This is a genomic window from Pseudomonadota bacterium (assembly GCA_039193195.1).
Taxonomy (GTDB): Bacteria; Pseudomonadota; Gammaproteobacteria; order Steroidobacterales; family JBCBZW01; genus JBCBZW01.
In genome coordinates, this window is the sequence record JBCCWS010000019.1 from 82,676 (window position 1) to 100,467 (window position 17,792).

Annotated in this window: 17 protein-coding genes; 12 read left to right on the top strand and 5 right to left on the bottom strand. The window is 64.1% G+C overall.

What is annotated here, in order from left to right; all coding sequences use genetic code 11:
* Positions 1 to 220: 220 nt before the first annotated feature.
* The 8 genes from AAGA68_15665 (at position 221) to AAGA68_15700 (ending at position 8,933) form a co-directional block, all read left to right on the top strand.
* Entirely contained in the window at positions 221 to 469 is a 249-nt protein-coding gene (locus AAGA68_15665; GenBank protein ID MEM9386494.1) for a cupin domain-containing protein, read from the top strand.
* Positions 469 to 3,303 carry a PQQ-binding-like beta-propeller repeat protein gene (locus AAGA68_15670; protein ID MEM9386495.1) on the top strand — a complete coding sequence of 945 codons (2,835 nt, stop codon included), beginning with the start codon at positions 469 to 471 and terminating at the stop codon, positions 3,301 to 3,303. The genes AAGA68_15665 and AAGA68_15670 overlap by 1 nt, the downstream gene beginning before the upstream one ends.
* Entirely contained in the window at positions 3,300 to 3,710 is a 411-nt protein-coding gene (locus tag AAGA68_15675) for a hypothetical protein (protein ID MEM9386496.1), read from the top strand. The genes AAGA68_15670 and AAGA68_15675 overlap by 4 nt, the downstream gene beginning before the upstream one ends.
* Positions 3,711 to 3,905: 195 nt before the next feature.
* Complete coding sequence (locus tag AAGA68_15680; GenBank protein MEM9386497.1) at positions 3,906 to 4,226, top strand: hypothetical protein; 321 nt, start codon at positions 3,906 to 3,908, stop codon at positions 4,224 to 4,226.
* A 210-nt stretch (positions 4,227 to 4,436) separates the two neighbouring features.
* On the top strand, positions 4,437 to 5,339 hold the full coding sequence (locus tag AAGA68_15685; protein ID MEM9386498.1) for an FAD-binding protein: 903 nt from the start codon (positions 4,437 to 4,439) through the stop codon (positions 5,337 to 5,339).
* A 114-nt stretch (positions 5,340 to 5,453) separates the two neighbouring features.
* Positions 5,454 to 5,957, top strand: coding sequence for a hypothetical protein (locus AAGA68_15690; GenBank protein MEM9386499.1), 504 nt, complete (start codon positions 5,454 to 5,456; stop codon positions 5,955 to 5,957).
* Between the two features lie 106 nt (positions 5,958 to 6,063).
* Positions 6,064 to 8,304: a YgiQ family radical SAM protein gene (locus AAGA68_15695; protein MEM9386500.1), complete on the top strand. Its 2,241-nt coding sequence runs from the start codon at positions 6,064 to 6,066 to the stop codon at positions 8,302 to 8,304.
* 197 nt (positions 8,305 to 8,501) lie between these two features.
* A complete protein-coding gene (locus tag AAGA68_15700) occupies positions 8,502 to 8,933 on the top strand; it encodes a DUF3465 domain-containing protein (protein ID MEM9386501.1) in 432 nt (143 codons plus the stop codon).
* 35 nt (positions 8,934 to 8,968) lie between these two features.
* Here AAGA68_15700 and AAGA68_15705 read toward each other — a convergent pair whose 3' ends face one another.
* Genes AAGA68_15705 through AAGA68_15715 form a run of 3 tightly spaced genes read right to left on the bottom strand, consistent with a single transcriptional unit; the run spans position 8,969 to position 11,986 of the window.
* On the bottom strand, positions 8,969 to 9,454 hold the full coding sequence (locus tag AAGA68_15705) for an arsenate reductase ArsC (GenBank protein ID MEM9386502.1): 486 nt from the start codon (positions 9,452 to 9,454) through the stop codon (positions 8,969 to 8,971).
* Positions 9,455 to 9,503: 49 nt separating this feature from the next.
* Positions 9,504 to 11,144: a sodium/solute symporter gene (locus AAGA68_15710; GenBank protein ID MEM9386503.1), complete on the bottom strand. Its 1,641-nt coding sequence runs from the start codon at positions 11,142 to 11,144 to the stop codon at positions 9,504 to 9,506.
* Complete coding sequence (locus AAGA68_15715; protein ID MEM9386504.1) at positions 11,141 to 11,986, bottom strand: phytanoyl-CoA dioxygenase family protein; 846 nt, start codon at positions 11,984 to 11,986, stop codon at positions 11,141 to 11,143. Before AAGA68_15715 ends, AAGA68_15710 begins: the two co-directional genes overlap by 4 nt.
* A 223-nt stretch (positions 11,987 to 12,209) precedes the next feature.
* Between AAGA68_15715 and AAGA68_15720 the strand changes: the two genes are divergently transcribed.
* Positions 12,210 to 13,067, top strand: coding sequence for an NAD(P)H-binding protein (locus AAGA68_15720; GenBank protein ID MEM9386505.1), 858 nt, complete (start codon positions 12,210 to 12,212; stop codon positions 13,065 to 13,067).
* The gene (locus tag AAGA68_15725; protein ID MEM9386506.1) at positions 13,064 to 13,546 is read left to right on the top strand and encodes an anthrone oxygenase family protein; all 483 of its coding nucleotides are present in this window, start codon (positions 13,064 to 13,066) and stop codon (positions 13,544 to 13,546) included. The genes AAGA68_15720 and AAGA68_15725 overlap by 4 nt, the downstream gene beginning before the upstream one ends.
* Before the next feature lie 223 nt (positions 13,547 to 13,769).
* On the opposite strand, the gene AAGA68_15730 is transcribed toward AAGA68_15725, so the two are convergent.
* Together AAGA68_15730 and AAGA68_15735 are read right to left on the bottom strand one after the other, a co-directional pair.
* Positions 13,770 to 14,045 (bottom strand): hypothetical protein, encoded by a 276-nt coding sequence (locus tag AAGA68_15730; GenBank protein ID MEM9386507.1) that lies wholly within the window; start codon positions 14,043 to 14,045, stop codon positions 13,770 to 13,772.
* Between the two features lie 4 nt (positions 14,046 to 14,049).
* Entirely contained in the window at positions 14,050 to 15,354 is a 1,305-nt protein-coding gene (locus tag AAGA68_15735) for a serine hydrolase domain-containing protein (GenBank protein MEM9386508.1), read from the bottom strand.
* A 307-nt stretch (positions 15,355 to 15,661) separates the two neighbouring features.
* On the opposite strand from AAGA68_15735, the gene AAGA68_15740 reads away from it, so the two are divergent.
* Both AAGA68_15740 and AAGA68_15745 read left to right on the top strand, forming a co-directional pair.
* The gene (locus AAGA68_15740) at positions 15,662 to 16,480 is read left to right on the top strand and encodes a calcium-binding protein (GenBank protein MEM9386509.1); all 819 of its coding nucleotides are present in this window, start codon (positions 15,662 to 15,664) and stop codon (positions 16,478 to 16,480) included.
* 52 nt (positions 16,481 to 16,532) lie between these two features.
* On the top strand, positions 16,533 to 17,699 hold the full coding sequence (locus AAGA68_15745; protein ID MEM9386510.1) for a reductive dehalogenase domain-containing protein: 1,167 nt from the start codon (positions 16,533 to 16,535) through the stop codon (positions 17,697 to 17,699).
* Positions 17,700 to 17,792 lie beyond the last annotated feature (93 nt).

Genomic DNA, 17,792 nt, shown 5'->3' on the forward strand with positions numbered 1-17,792 from the left:
CTCGCGCACGCCAGCAGCCCTAAAGTCTGCGATCGCCCTGGCGGTGATAGCGTCCTCTGTCGGCGCAGTGAATGCGCAGGATGCAGTGGCTCCCGGGCCGGTCGAGGTTGCTCCTGCTCGGGTTGAGGAACAGATACCAGGCACGAAGCGGAATGAGTTTAGGGAGTATGTGCCTGGGCTGCTCGTGCGTCGCAGTTATCGCTCTGCAGGCGACGAAGGCGTGAGTACGCAGCTATGGGATCTCTTGGTAGGTCCTGGTATGCGCAGTGCGCCCGCCGTGCTTGAGGGTGCAGCGTTCATCTTCGTTCGCTCAGGTGATGGGGAAATTTCGCTGGATGGTAAAGAGCAGGCGTTGCGAATGGGCATGTCCTTGAGCGTGCCTGAGGGGGTTGAAGTCTCCCTTACCAATCCCGCCAAGGACAAGCCGCTGGCGGCGCATGCCGTTATCGTTACGGATGGGCAGCAGTGATGATCACCTCACGTAGGGACAAGAACACGAGGCCCGAACGGCTCGCAGGTCGGGCGCTGGGCTCGGTGACCGCGCTCCTGCTGTCCTCGCTCCTGCTGCTAGGGTGCGATAGCGCTGACACTCCCCCGTCGAGTGACGACCCGAACGTAAGACCTAACCAGGGCGAGTACGACGAAGACCGCGCCTTTATCTCCGCGCCGACGCTGCTGCACCCGATCTACGCTTGCGCCACGAACGTCGCGGTAAAGCACTTCATTAAAGGTGCTTTGATCGAGGTATACCTCGACGCAGATCCGACGCCGATCGCCTCCGCCACGGGCGAGTTTCCCGCCCTGGGCGTCAACATCGATACGGGTCTGGTGTTCGAGGTGGGTCAGGTACTGACGGTGACGCAGACGGTGAACGGATTCACTAGTGCACCCTCCAATGCGGTGACGGTGACTTCCCATCTGGAGGACTATCCCGCAGGGCTCCCTCAGCCCCGCATCAACGCGCCGCCCGTGTGGGAGTGTGGGCGGGCACTCGGGGTCAGCGATGTCGTGCCCGGGGCTCGCGTGGAAGTACTCGCACGCGATGCTGGCGCAGCGGGCGGCAATGTCGTCGGTGCCTTCAACGCCACCCCCGAGTGGGGCCTGAACTGGACCGGCGTGACTCCCGCTTTCAATCTAGATGCACGTACCTGGGCAGTCGCCTCGCTCTGTGAGCAATCCGCAACCAGCGCAGAGCAAACTGTGCGCGCGGAGCCGCCTACGATCGAGGTCCCGACGGTGCACGACGTGTACGAGGGTAATGATCGGGTCATCGCAAGGGGGGCGGCACCCGATCATGGCGCCCTAACCACCGGGGCGTTTGTCGACGTTTTCGAGGCTGGCACGAGCGTCGGGGCGACGGTCACTCCGGGCGGGGCTGGACACATCATTCTCGTCAACCCCGAGGTATCGTCCGCTAGCTACACGGCGACCCAATCGCTTTGCACGAGCAGCGATCCGTCGGTGCCCGTTACCCCGACCCCGTGTGAAGACCTGCCCCCGCCGATCATCAAGCCGCCCCTGCCCGGGGACTCCAAGGTCGTGCTCACGGACTACGTCGAGGGTGCGGAGATTTTGGTGTTTGCCGATGGTGCGGAGATCGGTCACTCCGGCCCGGACGTAATCAACTTAAGCACACCGCTCGGCAATGGCCAGACACTCACGGTAGTGCAACGCCTCGGCAGCTGCGAGAGCGCTTGGGTGTACGAGATCGATGTCCAGTGCGAGAATCTGGGGGGTGATGATCGTGCCTGTTCTGGCGATTGGCCTGCCTTTCGCCACAACGCCCTGCGCTCCGCCAACCAAACCCAGCTCTCAGCGCTAGCCGACCCGTACGAGGTGAAGCGGCTCCAGGTAGGTTGGGAGTTCGATCCGCCTGGGACTCGTGCCTTCCGCGCTTCGCCGGTAGTTCACGAAGACAGAGTGTTCATCGGCAACGGCAACGGCCGCTTCTACGCCCTCGACGCCGCCACGGGTGCAGTCCAATGGGAATACCCGCCGCCGGGGTCGCCGGATCTGCGTACGCAGTTCGAGAGCAATCCGTCGAGCTGCGGCATCGCTGCGAGCGCCGTGATCGGACGCGTGCAGGGTGAGGTGGATGTCGTGATCTTCGCTGCCCCCGACCCGTCCATTGGTGCAGGCCTCGGCAGCGGACGGTTATTCGCTCTGGATGTGCAGACGGGTGCCGAGGTCTGGAAATCGCCCGAGATCGCGGTGCTGAACGGCCTGACCCGACGCGACGAGGGTGAACTACACGAACAGACTGGGTACGCACCACCGCTGGTCTTTGGCGATCGTGTCTACATCGGGATCGCCAACCACGCAGACAACCCGATCCAGAACGGTCGCGTGGTCGCCGTAGAACTAAGCACCGGCAACCCCGTCCCTGGGTTTGACTTTAAGGCGACCTCTACGCGCGGTGGCGGCGTGTGGAGCCCTATCGCCGGCGGCTTCGGGCGGGACGGTATTTTCATCACCACCGGGAACAGCAGGTGCTGGAACGGTGGCTGTCAGCCGGAGCCCTCACCGAATCACGGTCTTAGCATGCTGCGCCTGAACGCCTCTAGCGGTGCCGTCGACTGGAAGCTGCAGCCCGTGCCGTTTGAGTTGGATGGAGATCCGGACTGGTCGGCGGGTCCGAGCTTGCTTCGCTCGAGCTGCGGCGATCTAGTGCTGTCGCGTATGAAGGACGGTTGGACCTACGCAGTCGATCCCGGCGCGGCCTACTCACCGCGCTGGCAATTCCCCCCTACGGGCAGTGCGCCCGGCTATGAATTCGATCCAGCGTGGGGCACAGCGCACGGGGATTCCCGCTACCTCTACCCGGGCGCCGCCTGGGATGACACCTACATCAGCGAGGCGGGCGGCGAGGATATCGTGAACACTACAGACACCGGTTTTGGGCGGCTCCACGCCTTCAACGCCTGCGGCGGTGCGGGCGGGCGAGTGCGATGGATCGCTGATATCCCCGGAGCGGTGCAAGGTGACCAATACCAGCTCGGGTCGCCATCGGTCACTCACGGCATCGTGTACGTCGGCACCGGATCGGGTGGGTTGGTCGCGATTGCTGACCCCAGCGCCTGGCCCTCGACGTCGTCGCTGTGCAGCAACCCGGCGATCGCCCTCGCGGACTGCGCGGCCAATGGTTTTAACGTCGTACCCCGACCGCACGTGTTGCGGACCATTGATCTGGGGAGTGTCGCCATCCTTGGCGAACCAGCGCTCGCGGGCGGTCGGGTGTTCGTCGCCTCAGGCCGCAGCTGTAACAGCGGCGGAGCGCTCTACATGCTGGAGCCGGAATCATGAGTACGCTTGGAATACGACGACGCACGGAATGGACGCTGGCGATGATCATCATCACCCTAGGTCTCTTGCCCGTTGTAGGCACTGGCCAAGAAGAGGGGGCGGACCGCATCGAGCGTGTGAAGCGCGACGAGCTTGGCAGCGGGCAGCTCGCGCTGCTTAGCGGTCGCACCGTGGGCGTCGCGATCGAGCGCTGGATGCTCGGTGGTGGCCTGTCACTCGATCGCTTGCCTATCGATGGTGATGCGTTCCTGGTGATTCATCTGCGCGGTGGGCAGTTGATCACCGTGATTGGTGATGAGCGCGTCCTTCGCCAGGAGGGCGACTACTGGAGCGTGCCTCGCGATGTGGTAATGGCGGTGGAGACCGACGACGACTCCGCTGTGCTTGAGGTGACGATCGTCCGCTGAGCACGATAAGCGCGCCGCAAGGTGCTGGATGGCTCTACGGGTGCTGAGTACTTTGCCCTTTAGGGGCCAGCAGAAGTAGGAGAGTTCGTCCGTGCGGCGCACGAGCTTTTGGCTGAACAGCTAACGTTGTAGATAGGTGTTGCAAAGAATCGATCCGTGAGCTGATCTTGAGGAAGGCTGTTCGGGAGATCCGTGATGACGCCAACAGGTCGATTCCTGGTACCAGTGACTTTGCTCGTGCCCCTCTTGTTCCGCATGGCGGGTTGCGCCAGCCATCGCCTCGTGGTCGACCAACCGAACCCCGCGACTGGCTACGAGAATGCGACGCTCACTGCCTATTTCTGGGGCATTGTCGAGCGCGAAGAAGTTGCCGGGAACTGCCTCGATCACGCCCTCGATGAGGTGCGCGTTCGCACCAACCCCGCCTATGCGCTCGTCACGGTCATTTGCCTTGGCATCGTGGTGCCTGTGGAAGTGCCGCAAGCTGCCGCAGTCAGGCGAGCTCTAGAGGCATAGACCGACTTAGCGCTAGCCTTGGTGGGCGTGCTGATAGCCGCGGAGGATAAGATGATGCCTAACGCTCGCGAGTTCCGCTACGGATCGAAGGTGTAGAAGAACTGGCACGAAAATATTTCTCAGCGTGTTGCCGAACAGATCGATTTAGCCAACCCGCAAGGGCCGCCGAATGTCTCCGGGCTCCTCGCGACTACCCGCGTCGCTCAGGACATCATCGGCGAAGCCCGCGACGCGGGCCATTTACTGCGCACGCTCGGCGGCCAGTGGTCCTTCTCACCGGTGGCTGTCACCGATGGTTTTCAGCTCAACAGCGCACCCATGAACTGGATCTTCGACCTATCGCCCGGTCGGGTCCGCGCCGACTTCGACGGCGACCCGACTCGGCTCACCTTGTGTCAGATCGGGGTCTCGATCTCAGAGCTCAATCGGCACTTGGAACGCAGTGGCCGTGCTCTTGCCACCTCGGGGGCAAGCAATGGGCAGACCATTCCAGGTGCCATCGCCACCGGCACCTACAGCTCCGCCATCGGCTATGGCGCCATCCAGGGACACGTCGTTGGCCTGCAACTGCTGGTGGTGACTGACCGATCGCTGTGGGTCGAGCGGGCATCCCGGCCCGTCGTGTCGGACAGCTTCATTGGCATGCTCGGGATCGACGAACACGTCAAAGATGACAGCCTATTCGAGGCGGCTCTCGTGCACTTGGGTGCGTGTGGCTTGGTCAACGCAACCCTAGTGGAGGCTCGCGATAGCTTCCTGCTGGAAGCGCGGCGGCGAAATGTGCCCTTCGACGATCAGTTTCGCGTGGCCGTCGAGGCGCTGGACTTCCCGGCCGTTGGGGTGGCGAACCTCGACAGCGATCCCTACTTCGCGCTGGTCGTCATCAACCCCTACGACACGCGGGAGGTCTCGCTGACCTTCATGCACGAGCGAGCGATGCCCGCGGACCACACGCCGGACTACACGATCAGCGACCGCACCGGCATCGGCTACGACATGCTGAGCAAGGCCGCAGCGCTAACAGAGCTCATCGCGCCTAGCGCGAAGCTGCTGGTGGGATTGCTCTTCGACCAGGAGCTGCCCGAGTTCGACCGAACAGAGCTAGTGTCCTGAGTTAGCAGTTCGTTGATGAATTCGCGGCACGTTTTCGCCCCTGAACACGTTGCTCCTCCTCCCGTGGGACCTGCCACGCTCGTCCTCGCGCCGCGCTCAGGGACAACAACTCGCGTGCGAATTCATCAACGAACTTCTAACTCAGGACAACTAGGCACTTGGGGCGAGACCTTTGGCACCTCCCGTCCACGGGCTGGTGCCAGCGCAAGCGCTATCGCTGTGCCGCTAGAGCGCTTGTGGGACGCCTACGAGCTATTGCTCGATGTGCATCGGGAGGTTAGACCTGGCCTTATCTTCGCGTTGCGCTTCGTGCAAGGCTCCCTGGGACATCTCGCTTTCACCCGTTACGATCGCACCTGTGTGATCGAGCTCGATGGGGTTGATTCAAGGCGTACTAGGGAGTTCTTAAGCGCTGCCTGGGGTGCCCTGGAAGCTAGCGACATTCCCCACACCCATCACTGGGGAAAGATCAACCGCATGACGCCTGCCACGCTCCAAAGGAGCTATGGGGACGTCGTTGCGCGCTGGCGTTCGGCGAGGGATCTGCTGTTGCCCGCGGATGTTCGCCGTACCTTTGCCAACGCATATACGGACGCGGCGGGGTTGACATCGCCCTAGGCGCGGCGGACCGTGCGAGTCCCTGCGTGAGGGAGGGAGGCGCGGATGCCACCGTATCGGTTCGACGGCGTCCGTTCGGCCCATGCCTCAGTGCTACAATTCGGCGATGCAACACGCCACCGCCATGCCCGAGGCGCCACCGCTATTCGGCTATCGCCCCTACTGGGCGCACCGATTCGGCGTCGCCCCCTTCCTGCCCACGTCCCGCGAGGAGATAGATGTCTTAGGTTGGGATAGTTGCGATATCATCGTCGTGACAGGCGATGCGTATGTTGATCATCCGAGCTTCGGTATGGCCATCGTCGGCCGTCTGCTGGAAGCCCAGGGCTTCCGCGTCGGCATCATCGCGCAGCCGGACTGGCAGTCGACCAAGGATTTCCAGGCCTTAGGCCGGCCGAACCTCTTTTTCGGCATCACCGCGGGCAACATGGACTCGATGGTGAACCGCTACACCTCGGATCGTAAGCGCCGCTCCGACGACGCCTACACGCCGGGCGGTGCCGGCGGCGCCCGCCCCGATCGGGCCGTCGTCGTCTACAGCCAGCGCCTGCGCGAGGCCTTCGCTGGCGTGCCTCTGGTGATCGGTGGCATCGAGGCGAGCCTCCGCCGTATCGCACACTACGACTACTGGCAGGAGAAGATCCGCCGCTCCGTCTTGCTGGACGCGCGCGCAGACCTCCTTGTCTACGGCAACGGCGAGCGCGCCATCGTCGAGATCGCCCACCGCCTCGGGGCGGGCGAGGACATCGCCGAGCTGAAGGACGTGCGCGGCACGGCCTATCTAAGACCCCAGCTGCCCGAGGGTTGGACTGAGATCGACTCAACCCACCTCGACACACCTGGCCGCATCGATGCCCATCCCGATCCCTACGAGATGAAGATGGGCAACGTCGATGCGGGTACGGGCAGCGGCTGCGACACCGGCGCGCCCACGCCGGTCGAACCGACGGCAGCGCCGAAGGAGCACGTCGTGCGCTTTCAACGCCGCGTCCCGCGTGCCGACCGGGCGAAGAGCTACATTCGCCTGCCCGCCTACGAGCAGGTGGTCGATGACGCCGTGCTCTACGCCCATGCGTCGCGCATCCTGCACCTCGAATCGAACCCTGGCAACGCTCGCGCTCTCGTCCAGCGCCACGGCGACAAGGATGTTTGGCTGAACCCGCCACCGCTGCCGCTGCACACGAATGAGATGGATGCGGTGTACGAGCTGCCGTATGCACGCGTGGCGCACCCGAAGTATGGCGAGGAGAGGATTCCGGCTTACGAGATGATTCGCTTCTCCGTGACCATCCAGCGCGGGTGCTTCGGCGGCTGCACCTTCTGCTCGATCACCGAGCACGAGGGACGCATTATTCAGAATCGCTCGGAGAGGTCCATCCTGAAGGAGGTGGAGGCGATCCGCGATGAGGTGCCGGGCTTCACTGGGGTTCTCTCCGATCTCGGTGGTCCTACGGCCAACATGTATCGCCTGGCTTGCAAGGACCCGAAGATCGAGGCGGCATGCCGTCGCCCATCGTGCGTTTACCCGGGGATCTGTCCGAACCTAAACACGGATCACGCACCGCTGATCAGCCTATACCGCAAGGCGCGCGCGATTCCCGGTATCAAGAAGATACTGATCGCTTCCGGCGTGCGCTACGATCTCGCGATCGAGTCCCCCGAGTACGTCAAGGAGCTCGCTAGCCACCACGTGGGCGGTTACCTCAAGATCGCCCCCGAGGCGATCGGCGAGGGTCCGCTGAAGGCGATGATGAAGCCGGGCGTGGGCACCTACTATCGCTTCAAGGAACTGTTCGACCGCTACTCGAAGGCAGCGGGTAAGGAGCAGTACCTAATCCCATACTTCATCGCGGCACACCCAGGCACCACCGATGAGGACATGCTGGAGCTCGCCCTATGGCTGAAGGCGAACGGGTTTCGGGCCGACCAGGTGCAGGCCTTCTTGCCGGGGCCTATGGCCACGGCGACGGCGATGTACCACTCGGGCAAGAACCCCCTGCGTAAGGTCACTGAGCAGAGCGAGGGCGTGGTGGTGCCGAAGGGCTTGCGTCAGCGCCGCCTGCACAAGGCCTTCCTGCGCTACCACGACGCGGAGAACTGGCCGCTCCTGCGTGACGCCCTGCGCCGCATGGGGCGGGCAGATCTCATCGGTAACGGTAAGCGCCATCTGATTCCGCGCTATCAGCCGGCTGGCACGGGGGCGGTGCCGGAGGGACGCCGTCGCAAGCGCAGTGCCGCGCCCACCAAAGCCGCCGCAGGATCGGGCAAGCCCTTCCGCACGCAGCACACGCGAGCCGAAAACGGGCCACCCAAAAAAAAGCGCCCCGGTCCGAAGACCGGGGCGTAAGCTCACACAGGGAAGCGGTTGGACGGGTCGGCTCGAAGCACCGGGCCACGGCGGCGATTGGGGGGGGCGCCGTCATGGGAGGGGTGGCACTTCAGCGCCAAACCGCCCGACCTTGATGGGGAGTTGTCAGCTCCCGCGAAAAGGTTTCACCCACAACAGCAGATGAGCTGTTTTGTTCGGGAGGCTGATTGGTGCGGATGCCAAAAACTGTCATCGGGACCCTGCTGCTGATCGCCGGCGCAGTGCTTGCTGTCCTGGAAAACGGTGGTTTATCAATGGGTAACAGCGAGAGCGCGGGTGGGCCCACGGTTGAATCCCTCTTCGCCGCGCGGCGCAGCGACACCTGGCTAACCGTCGACGGGCGCATCGATCGCATCCTCGCGGACGATAATGACGGGTCTCGCCATCAGCGCTTCATCATGCGCACCTCTTCAGGCCACACGGTCTTGGTAGCGCACAACATCGATCTGGCGCCGCGCGTAGCGGACATCCGCGAGGACGATCCGATCCGCGTCTACGGCGAGTACGAGTGGACCGATCGGGGCGGGGTGGTGCACTGGACCCACCACGATCCGGATGGAGACATCGCCGGCGGCTGGGTGGAGCATCGAGGGGAGCGTTACCGCTAGGGGCGAGTGGCTTTGTCGGCGCCGCAGAGTCCTGCTCAGGTGGGCGTCTTTGCGATCCCCTCGAGAGCATCGCGCAAGCGCTCGCCCTCTAGTACGGCAAAGTCGTGTGCAAGCAGGCGCCGTACGCGACGCTCGATGACGCCGATCACAGCGTCGAAGGCAGCAGCCCGCGCAGACGCACCCTCCACCTTCGACGGGTCTGGCAGGCCCCAGTGGGCGATGACCGTGTTGCTTAGCCACAGGGGGCAGGATTCGCCTGCAGCGCTGTCGCATACGGTGATTACGGCGTCCAGGTGCTTGCCGTCGCAGTGGTCCCAGGACTTGCTGCGCAAGCCGGTGGTGTCGATGCCGAGTGCTTGCAGCGTGGCGAGCGTATCCGGATGTACCTCGCCGCTCGGACTGCTGCCCGCGCTAGTCGCCGTGATGCGACCCTCGCTCAGGCTCCGCGCCAGCGCCTCGCACAGAATGCTCCGGCAGCGGTTGTGGGTGCAGACGAACATTAGGCTGAGCGTATTGGGCATTGGCGATTGTTCGTTTCGAGTCGGCCCTGCGGCGGGCGGATAAAGACGATTACCCCGCAAGTACCTCAGGGGCACGCACGTGAGTCACCGGAGCAGGTGCCTCGGCGCCGCGCAGATTCGGCGCGACGGCGACGATGAATACAACGATCAGCGCAAACCAAACGACGAGTGCGCTCGCGTAGGCACGCCACACCAGGGGGGGGCGGTACAGGGAACCCACGGCCTTTTCCGTGTTGAGAAACGCAGGCGATGTCAGCGCGCGAATGCTCGCTGCCACCGTGAGCGTGACGGTGAAGCCGATCACGTTCCACCACATCCAGAATATCTCTGGATGGCCCCGCCACAGATAGAGGTTGACCCCAACACCTACCAGCAGTCCCACGTTGGCGCCGATCGGGCTTCGCTGACGCCTCAGGATGGCTAGCAGAAACACCGCGAGGATAGGCCCGAATAAGGCGGACCCGACCTTGTTGATCGCCTCGATGACCGTCGGGGCGATGGCGCCTGCGAACAGCGATAACGCCAAGATCATCAAACCCCAGACCACAGAGACAGTCCGCGCCCATCGCACCGTGTGCTGCTCGTCGCGGGGGCGAATGCCCAGGGCGTCCAGATCCTTCAGGCTGACGGCCGACAGCGAATTGACTGCGGAGCTCAGCGATGACATGGCTGCCGCCAGCACGGCCACAAGCAGCATGCCGATCATGCCGTGGGGCAGAAACTCGAGGATGAAGATCGGCATCATGAAGTCCGGCCTGTCGGCAGGCACCTGGGCGAGGAGGTTTGGATCGCTCTGTATCACTAGGCCCACGGCGAGCCCTACGAGGCAGTACAGCACCACCAGCGGGAAGCGCAGCAAGCTGTTCATTAAGAGTACCCGCCGCGTGTCGGCGAGGCTGCGCGCCGAAAGCAGCCGTTGAGCTTCGGTTTGATCGCAGCCGTAGTAGGACGCGTACAGCACGATGCCGCCAAGCAGCATGGGCCAGAAGCCGAACTGATCGCCCTCGAAGCCGAAGGCGCTGAAATCCGCCGTGACCAGGCGAGCGGGTTCGACGCTTGACCAGAACGAGTCGACGCCTGAATCCCCCAGGGCGAGCAGCGCGTAGAGACCGACGGCGATCAGGCCGACCACGATCAGCCCCATCTGCAGGGCGTCGCCGTACACCACCGCACGCATGCCGCCGCTGGCGGAGTAGACCATCGTGATCACGCCTACAGCGAGGATCGACTGCCACTGAGGCATGCCCAACACCGCCTGCAGGATGATGCTCATGGCGTACACCATGATGCCTGTGGAGAAAGCGCGCACGACCTGAAAGGCGATGCTGATCATTACACGTGTGGAGCGAGCGAAGCGCTTCTCTAGGTAGTCGTAGATGCTCACCACGCCCGAGTGGTACAAGGCCGGGGCGATGACGAACATGATCAGGGCCATGGCGATCGGCAAACCTAGTTCATAGGTGAGCCACTTGAGCCCACCACCCTCGCGCAGGCCGACGAAGGCCGGGGCGGAGATGAAGCTGATGGCCGAGAGCTGGGTGGCCATGGTGGAGAGGGTGAGTGGGAACCAGCCGATGCGCCGACCGCCGAGGTAGTAGTCCTGCTCCACCTTCTGTTCCCGCAAGCGGTAACCGAGGAAGAGCAAGGCGCCGAGATAGGCGACCACCACCATATGGTCTAGAGAGTTCACTGCGCTGGGTCCACCGGGTTCGTTCCCGGGCCAGTGGATAGGGGGCAAGTCTGCCAGCACTGGCGCCGGCGGCTTGCGCTCGGGCCAAGGCCGTCAGCCGCGGGGAGAAGGAGCGTGCGTCGCTGGAAGAGCTGCAGCCGGCCAGGGGCCGATGGGTGTGAGCACAACACCGTGCAGCTCAGGCGGCGGCGGGCCTGTGAGGGGCTGGGGGGCGGTGTCGAGGGCGTTGGTGTCAATCGCCCCGGCGCGCGCCACGAGACGACCATCGAAAGTCCTCGCCGCAGGGTGCAGTTTGGATCGTTGTAGTCGTGCTCGGTGAAATCCACCTGACCCCAGCGCGAACTTCCGGCGATGAACTGCAAGGGGCCGCTGTCGGGCGTCATGGCGTCGAGGACTATGATGGCCTGTACGAAGCTGCCGCGGCCGTTGGCGTCGCGCCAGGTGTCGCCACCCTTGTCCCGGTGTCGAATGTCCTGATGCCAGCCGAATACGACGCCGTCGTGGGGTCGCTTGAAGTGCGCTTGGCTGAGCAACTGGTCGACGGCGAGGCTGCCGAGCAGCTGCGCGGCCGGCACCGTTAGGCGCGCATCGCTGCCGATCTCGAGGAGGTACGGCTGAGAGCTGCCAGCCCAGACGACTCGCTCAATGACCTGCGCCCCGCCGCGCTCGCCGAGCACGAACTGCGAACCCTCGCGTAACCCGGCACGTGGCATATCGCTGGCCAGTCGCTCCAGGTTTGAGAAGCAGGCGCGCATGGCGTCGACTTCTGCAGCGTTGAAGAGCTCGGGCTTGAGCAACCAGCCGACGGTGTAGAACGCTTCGATCTCTTGGTCAGTCAGCATGTCGCCGGTCCGTGGGTGCATGCGCCCCGTCACCGCTCACGGCGCTTGCCTCACGCGGGCCGTGGGGCTTGGCCCTGGCTGTCCACGGTAGCACGAAGGGTGTGAGGCGCGTCTGGCATCTGGTTGGCGCCCGCGGTCAATGCCGAGGCGTGTGCGGTCAAGAGTCCCCGCGACCGTCTGGCGATCATTTGGCAGCACAGTCACCTCAGCAATGGAGCCCGCCATGAACACCCAAGCACCCTCCGACGCAACCGATCGCCGCCCGGTACTGGTCCTAGGCGCCACCGGTAAGACCGGCCGCCGCATCGCCGAAGGGCTGCGCGCTGCCGACATCCCCGTGCGCCTAGGTTCGCGTTCGGCCGTACCGAGCTTCGATTGGGGTCAGGAGTCGACCTGGGAGACCTGTCTGCAGGGCGCTCGGGCGGTCTACATCAACTACGCGCCAGACTTGGCCATGCCGGGCGCCACCGACGCTATCACCGCTCTGGTGGCCAGAGCCACGCACCACGGTGTTGAGCACCTAGTGCTGCTTTCCGGTCGCGGCGAGGAGGAAGCCCAGGCCTGCGAAGCCATCGTTCAGGCATGTGGCATCGACTGGACCATCGTCCGCGCTAGCTGGTTCAACCAGAACTTCTCCGAGGGAGCCTTCCTCGACATGGTCCGGGCCGGGAGGGTTACGCTGCCCGATGTCGACACGCCCGAACCCTTCGTCGACGTGGATGACATCGCCGAGGTGGTGGTCACTGCCTTGACCCAGCCCGGTCACCGCGGCGAGGTCCACGAGGTGACGGGTCCTCGTATGCTCACGCTGAATGAGGTTGCGCAGGCTTTGTCCGAAGCAACCGGCCGCATCATCGACTATGTGCCCGTGCCCCACGAGGCCTTCGTCAACGGCGTGAGGGAGTCGGGCGCTCCCCAGGACGTCGTGTGGATGCTCGACTATCTCTTCGCCACGGTGTTGGACGGGCGTAACGCCTACCTTACCGACGGCATCCAGCGTGCCCTTGGCCGCCCGCCCAAGGACTTTGCTGCCTACGCGCGCGAGATGGCTGCCACTGGCGTGTGGAGCGCCAGTGAATGAGCGCACTGACCAATGCCTTCGTGATCGCTGCGCTGATTGGTTCGGCGATGATGGCGGGCCTGTTCTTCATCTTCTCCAACACGGTAATGGAGGTGCTGGCGCGTCTCCAGGCTCCAGCTGGCATCGCCGCCATGCAGTCGATCAACGCGTTGATTCTCAATCCCGTGTTCTTAGGGATTTTCATGGGAACGGCGGTGTGTTCGCTGATCGTGGCGGTGCGGGCCGCCATGACCTGGGGTAGTCCCGGCGTCTCGTGGGCGGCGACTGGCGGCCTGCTCTACCTGCTCGGTTGTTTCCTGGTCACAGGCGCGGGGAATGTGCCGCTGAATAACGCACTCGCTGCGGTTGATGCCTCGTCCCCGCAGGCGCTGCCCGTGTGGGAGCACTATCTGAACCGTTGGACTCGACTGAATACCTTGCGCACGGTGGCCAGCGGACTTGGCGCGCTGCTTCTGGCCATATCGCTGTTGGCGCGATGAGCACGCCCCCGGGGCAGCACACTATGGGGGCCCTGGTGGCAATTGTGCCTGTGAGTCAGTTCACGTCAGCCGCGGCGCAATAGAGCGTACCAATTAGGCGATCGAGGTAATCCGTTGGACCGCGCGTCGTGTGTGACTCAGGCTCTCGGCCGTCCTGAAAGTCAGGAACCTCCTACCCCCGACGCATCGGTGTCCCCGCGATGCAAAGAGAGAAGATCCACGGCTACAAGCCTCCGGCGGCTGGTTGGGGCGCGCTGAAGCACGTGACGGTCTCGCTGCTCAGGGAGAGCGTGCTCGGCAAGGGGACGCGCACCTTGATGGCGCAGAACCAGCGGCGCAAGGCATCGCTGACGGTGCTACCCATCAAGTCGAGCTCGAAGGGGGCGTGCGCGCCCGCGAGTAGATCGGTCCATGGGTCATCCGTTGGGACTGCGGCCCAAATCAAAGCGCTCACCGGGTAGTGGGGCGCGACAAGTTGACGCGCCCTCGGCGCCGCCACGGGCTTACCTCCTCAGCCACCACCGCAACACCTCCTCCTCCACGCGGTACAGCGGACTCGTGCCGGGCGTCGCTGCCGCGGGGTCATCCGCCGTGCCGGAGATGATGGTGACGATGCCGTCGCCGCTTTGCGGGTCAAACAGCGCGTGGCTAAGGACACCGTAAGCTTCACCGAGGTGGCCGACGAGCAGGCGCGGGCCGGCCTCAAAGCCCCATCTGCGCATGTCGACACGATGCACAGACAGGCCGTAGCTGGTCATGAGGCCATCGGTCGGGCCGCCGGGGGCGACTTCGCCTGCCGAGAGCCCGTTGCTACCTGTCTCGTTCAGCGTCCAGCTCGGCGCGAGCATCGTCTCGACGGTGCCGGCGGAGAGGATGCGGCGACCGTCGATCATGCCGCGACCGGCGAGCATGCGCAGGACCACGAGCAGGTCGTCTGCGCTCGCTCGCAAGCCGCCTTGGGGGGAGAATAGCGTGCCGTTGCTGCCGAGTTCGTAGTCCTGCAGGAAGGACTTGACGAACGTCGGATCGCTGCCCCCGTAAAAGCAATGCGGCGGGCCATCGTCCACCTGGGCGACCCAGGGACCTGCCGGGTTCCAATCGCCCTCCTGAGGGCGCTTGCGAAAGCCTGCCGCGCGCTGCCCGGGCGCGATGGCGCAGGCGTTGAAGCGCGCACTTATGCCGAGGGGATCGAGCACCGCGCGGGCCATGTACCGATCGAATCGCTCGGCGCTTTGTCGTTCGATGACCGAGCCGAGCACGCCAAAGGCCAGGTTCGAGTAGGTGAAGTAGGCGCCGGGTTCGCGTCCTGCGCCCGCCGCGAAGTGGGCGCCTTCTTCCCAATGTGCGGAGCCTTCAGTGAAGAAATCGCGTAGTGCGCCCTGGCCGGCGGGAATGGAATAGGCCGTCCCGTCGCGCAGGGACGAGGTGTGCGTGAGCAGCTGGCGGGTCGTGATCGGCGCATCCGCAAAGGCAGGATTTCGCAGGCGCCAGCCCAGGTACTCGCTGACGTCGGCGTCGAGATCCAGCTTGCCAGCTTCCACCAACTTCATCAGGCCGATCGCCACGACCAGTTTGGAAATCGATGCCACGCGGATCTTGTGATCGCGGCGCATGGGATCGGTGCCCATCGGGCCGAGCGATGCGAAGCCTAAGGCCCAGCCCTCAGCGGCACGCCCGTTCTCCATCAGGCTCACTTGGAGGCCGGCGAGTGGCGCCGTCAGATCCGTACCGTCCACGAGTTCGACAAGCCTGGGTTGGGCGATGGCTGAGCCGGTCACAAGCAGGGCGAGCAGAAGCAGGCGCACCATAGCGGGCTCCAACATAGGTTAGCGGCATCATCAAGCGAGCCAGTGGCTCTGGATGTCAGCCCGGAACGTACGGGCCAAGCCTGGATTGTTCATGAGTCGACTACTGTGCCCGCGCGGGTGGTGTTGTCACAACCGATGGAGAGGCGTTGGGCATTTGTGAGTGCGCACCGTATGGTCAACCACAGGCGGGCGGTGACACTCCTCCGCCGCGGATCGCACTCACATCGTTGTCGCCCCGTGTCAGATGCCGCGCGCAAACGGCGAACTCCAGTATCGCAACCCAACGTTGAACCACTAGGAGTTCCCGATGACCACTCGAGTGAAGCACGCGACCGTAGCGGTGTTGGCCACCCTCCTCAGCACCTGGGGTATCGTTGCTAGCGCTTCCGTGCCCACCACCTGTGACGGCCACGCGGTGACTATTTCCGGCACTGACAACGCCGATGTGATCAACGGTACGTCAGGGCGCGACATCATCCACGGCGGTGGCGGCGATGACATCATCAAAGGCAAGGGCGGCAACGATGTGATCTGCGGCGGTGGCGGCGGCGATGAGATCAAGGGCGGCGAAGGCAACGACGTCATCCGCGGCGGCAGCCACACCGACTACCTCTACGGCAACGGCGACAACGACACCATCTACGGCAATGGTGGCGATGACTACATCGACGGCGGCTGGGGTGATGATGAGATCTGGGGCGGCGACGGCGACGACGTGCTCTGGGGCGATCTCGACCGCGACAACCTCCACGGCGAAGACGGCCACGACGATCTGTACGGTCGCGATGGACAGGACAAGCTCTGGGGCGGCGACGACAACGACCTGCTATGCGGCGGCGATGACCACGACATCCTCAAGGGGCAGGCCGACAACGACACGTTGTGTGGCGGCGGCGCGGACGATGAGCTCTACGGCCAACGGGGCAACGATGTCCTCGATGGCGGCGAGTGCTTCCAGGACGACGAGGTCAGCGATGTGCTAGACGGTGGCCAGGAGACCGACACCTGCTACTGGGGCGACGATTCGAGCGGTCGCAACGACGCGACGATCGACTGCGAAGGCGAGATCCAAGTGGCCGAGCACGACGCCAGCAACCTCTGCGCACTCCTCAGTCGACCGTGGTAGCGCCTCTGGGCAGGCGCTGACCCCTGGCATCCCCGCCCCGCCATCTGCTCCAATGGAGCGCATGGCAAGCAAATGCGCTGCACCAGACGATGCCACAGCGGGGATCGAGGTCACGGACGACTTCGCGCCCTTCCACCAGCGCGACGATATCTTCTCCCGCGCGTTCTGGGACTCCACGGTCCGCAGCGCCAGGTCCGATGCCTTTTTCGCCTCATACCGCATGGAAGCGATCCCGCGCCGTGGCGATGGCTTCACGCAGCGCGATTTCGCCTTGCGCAACGCAAGTTGGTTGATGTCGGACCTGATCTCGAACCGACGCGCCGAGCAAGGCAAGCGGGAGGGTTTTCAGGCACCGATCGAGAACGATACGCCCGTCGCTACCGAGACGGTCGAAGTGGATGACCCGGCAGCCATGAGCCGCGAGATCAAGCGCATCGCAGGGTTCTTCGGGGCGGACCTTTGCGGCATCACCCGCCTCGATTCACGTTGGCAATACGCCTCACGGGTGGACACTCGCGACATGAGTGGCGAAGAGAACGCTTTGCCCTGTGGTGTTACCCACGTAATCGTCCTAGGACACGAGATGGACGAGCGTTTGGTGAGCACGTATCCCTCCGCGCTAGCGGGGGCAGCAACCGGCCGTGAGTACTCGCACGAAGCGTCCATCGTCATGCAGCTGGCGGCGTACATTCGAAATCTCGGCTATGAGGCCGTGGCCTCCATGAACGACACGGGGCTGGTCATTCCCTACGCGCTTCAGGCAGGGCTCGGGGAGTATGCGCGCAATCAGCTGGTGATCACGCGCGAGTTTGGGCCGCGCCTGCGCTTCTCGAAGATCTACACATCTCTGCCGCTGCAGCACGACACACCGCGCAAGCTGGGCGTCGCGGCGTTCTGTGATATCTGCACAAAGTGCGCCGATGCCTGCCCGGTCAAGGCACTACCCTACGGATCCCCGGCGCTCTCCACGCAGCCCTCAGCGATCAAAGGCGTTCGCAAGTGGACGTCTGATGCCGAGAAGTGCTTCGGGTTCTGGACCCAGCTCGCGTCGGACTGCGCCATCTGCATGCGCGTGTGCCCGTTCAATCGTGACTTCACCAAGCGTCGGCATCGCCTGTGGCTGAGGCTTGCCCTGTCGCCCTTGCGCAGGTTAGCGCTTTGGTTGGACCGCCCTCGAGGCAGGCGAGCTAAGCCAAGCGATTGGTGGACAGTAACCTGAGTGCTTACGCCCTCGTGGCGTCACCGGCCGTAGCCCGCGTTCGTCGATGGTGTGAAGACCTGAAGCTCGCGAGGTGCGTCAGTGTCTGAACAG

What these genes read in the sequence shown, in the direction of transcription:
- AAGA68_15670 (MEM9386495.1), top strand. Translation starts at nt 469, where the DNA reads ATGATCACCTCACGTAGGGACAAGAACACGAGGCCCGAACGGCTCGCA.
- AAGA68_15675 (MEM9386496.1), top strand. Translation starts at nt 3,300, where the DNA reads ATGAGTACGCTTGGAATACGACGACGCACGGAATGGACGCTGGCGATG.
- AAGA68_15680 (MEM9386497.1), top strand. Translation starts at nt 3,906, where the DNA reads ATGACGCCAACAGGTCGATTCCTGGTACCAGTGACTTTGCTCGTGCCC.
- AAGA68_15695 (MEM9386500.1), top strand. Translation starts at nt 6,064, where the DNA reads ATGCAACACGCCACCGCCATGCCCGAGGCGCCACCGCTATTCGGCTAT.
- AAGA68_15700 (MEM9386501.1), top strand. Translation starts at nt 8,502, where the DNA reads ATGCCAAAAACTGTCATCGGGACCCTGCTGCTGATCGCCGGCGCAGTG.
- AAGA68_15705 (MEM9386502.1), bottom strand. Translation starts at nt 9,454, where the DNA reads ATGCCCAATACGCTCAGCCTAATGTTCGTCTGCACCCACAACCGCTGC.
- AAGA68_15715 (MEM9386504.1), bottom strand. Translation starts at nt 11,986, where the DNA reads ATGCTGACTGACCAAGAGATCGAAGCGTTCTACACCGTCGGCTGGTTG.
- AAGA68_15720 (MEM9386505.1), top strand. Translation starts at nt 12,210, where the DNA reads ATGAACACCCAAGCACCCTCCGACGCAACCGATCGCCGCCCGGTACTG.
- AAGA68_15725 (MEM9386506.1), top strand. Translation starts at nt 13,064, where the DNA reads ATGAGCGCACTGACCAATGCCTTCGTGATCGCTGCGCTGATTGGTTCG.
- AAGA68_15735 (MEM9386508.1), bottom strand. Translation starts at nt 15,354, where the DNA reads ATGGTGCGCCTGCTTCTGCTCGCCCTGCTTGTGACCGGCTCAGCCATC.
- AAGA68_15740 (MEM9386509.1), top strand. Translation starts at nt 15,662, where the DNA reads ATGACCACTCGAGTGAAGCACGCGACCGTAGCGGTGTTGGCCACCCTC.
- AAGA68_15745 (MEM9386510.1), top strand. Translation starts at nt 16,533, where the DNA reads ATGGAGCGCATGGCAAGCAAATGCGCTGCACCAGACGATGCCACAGCG.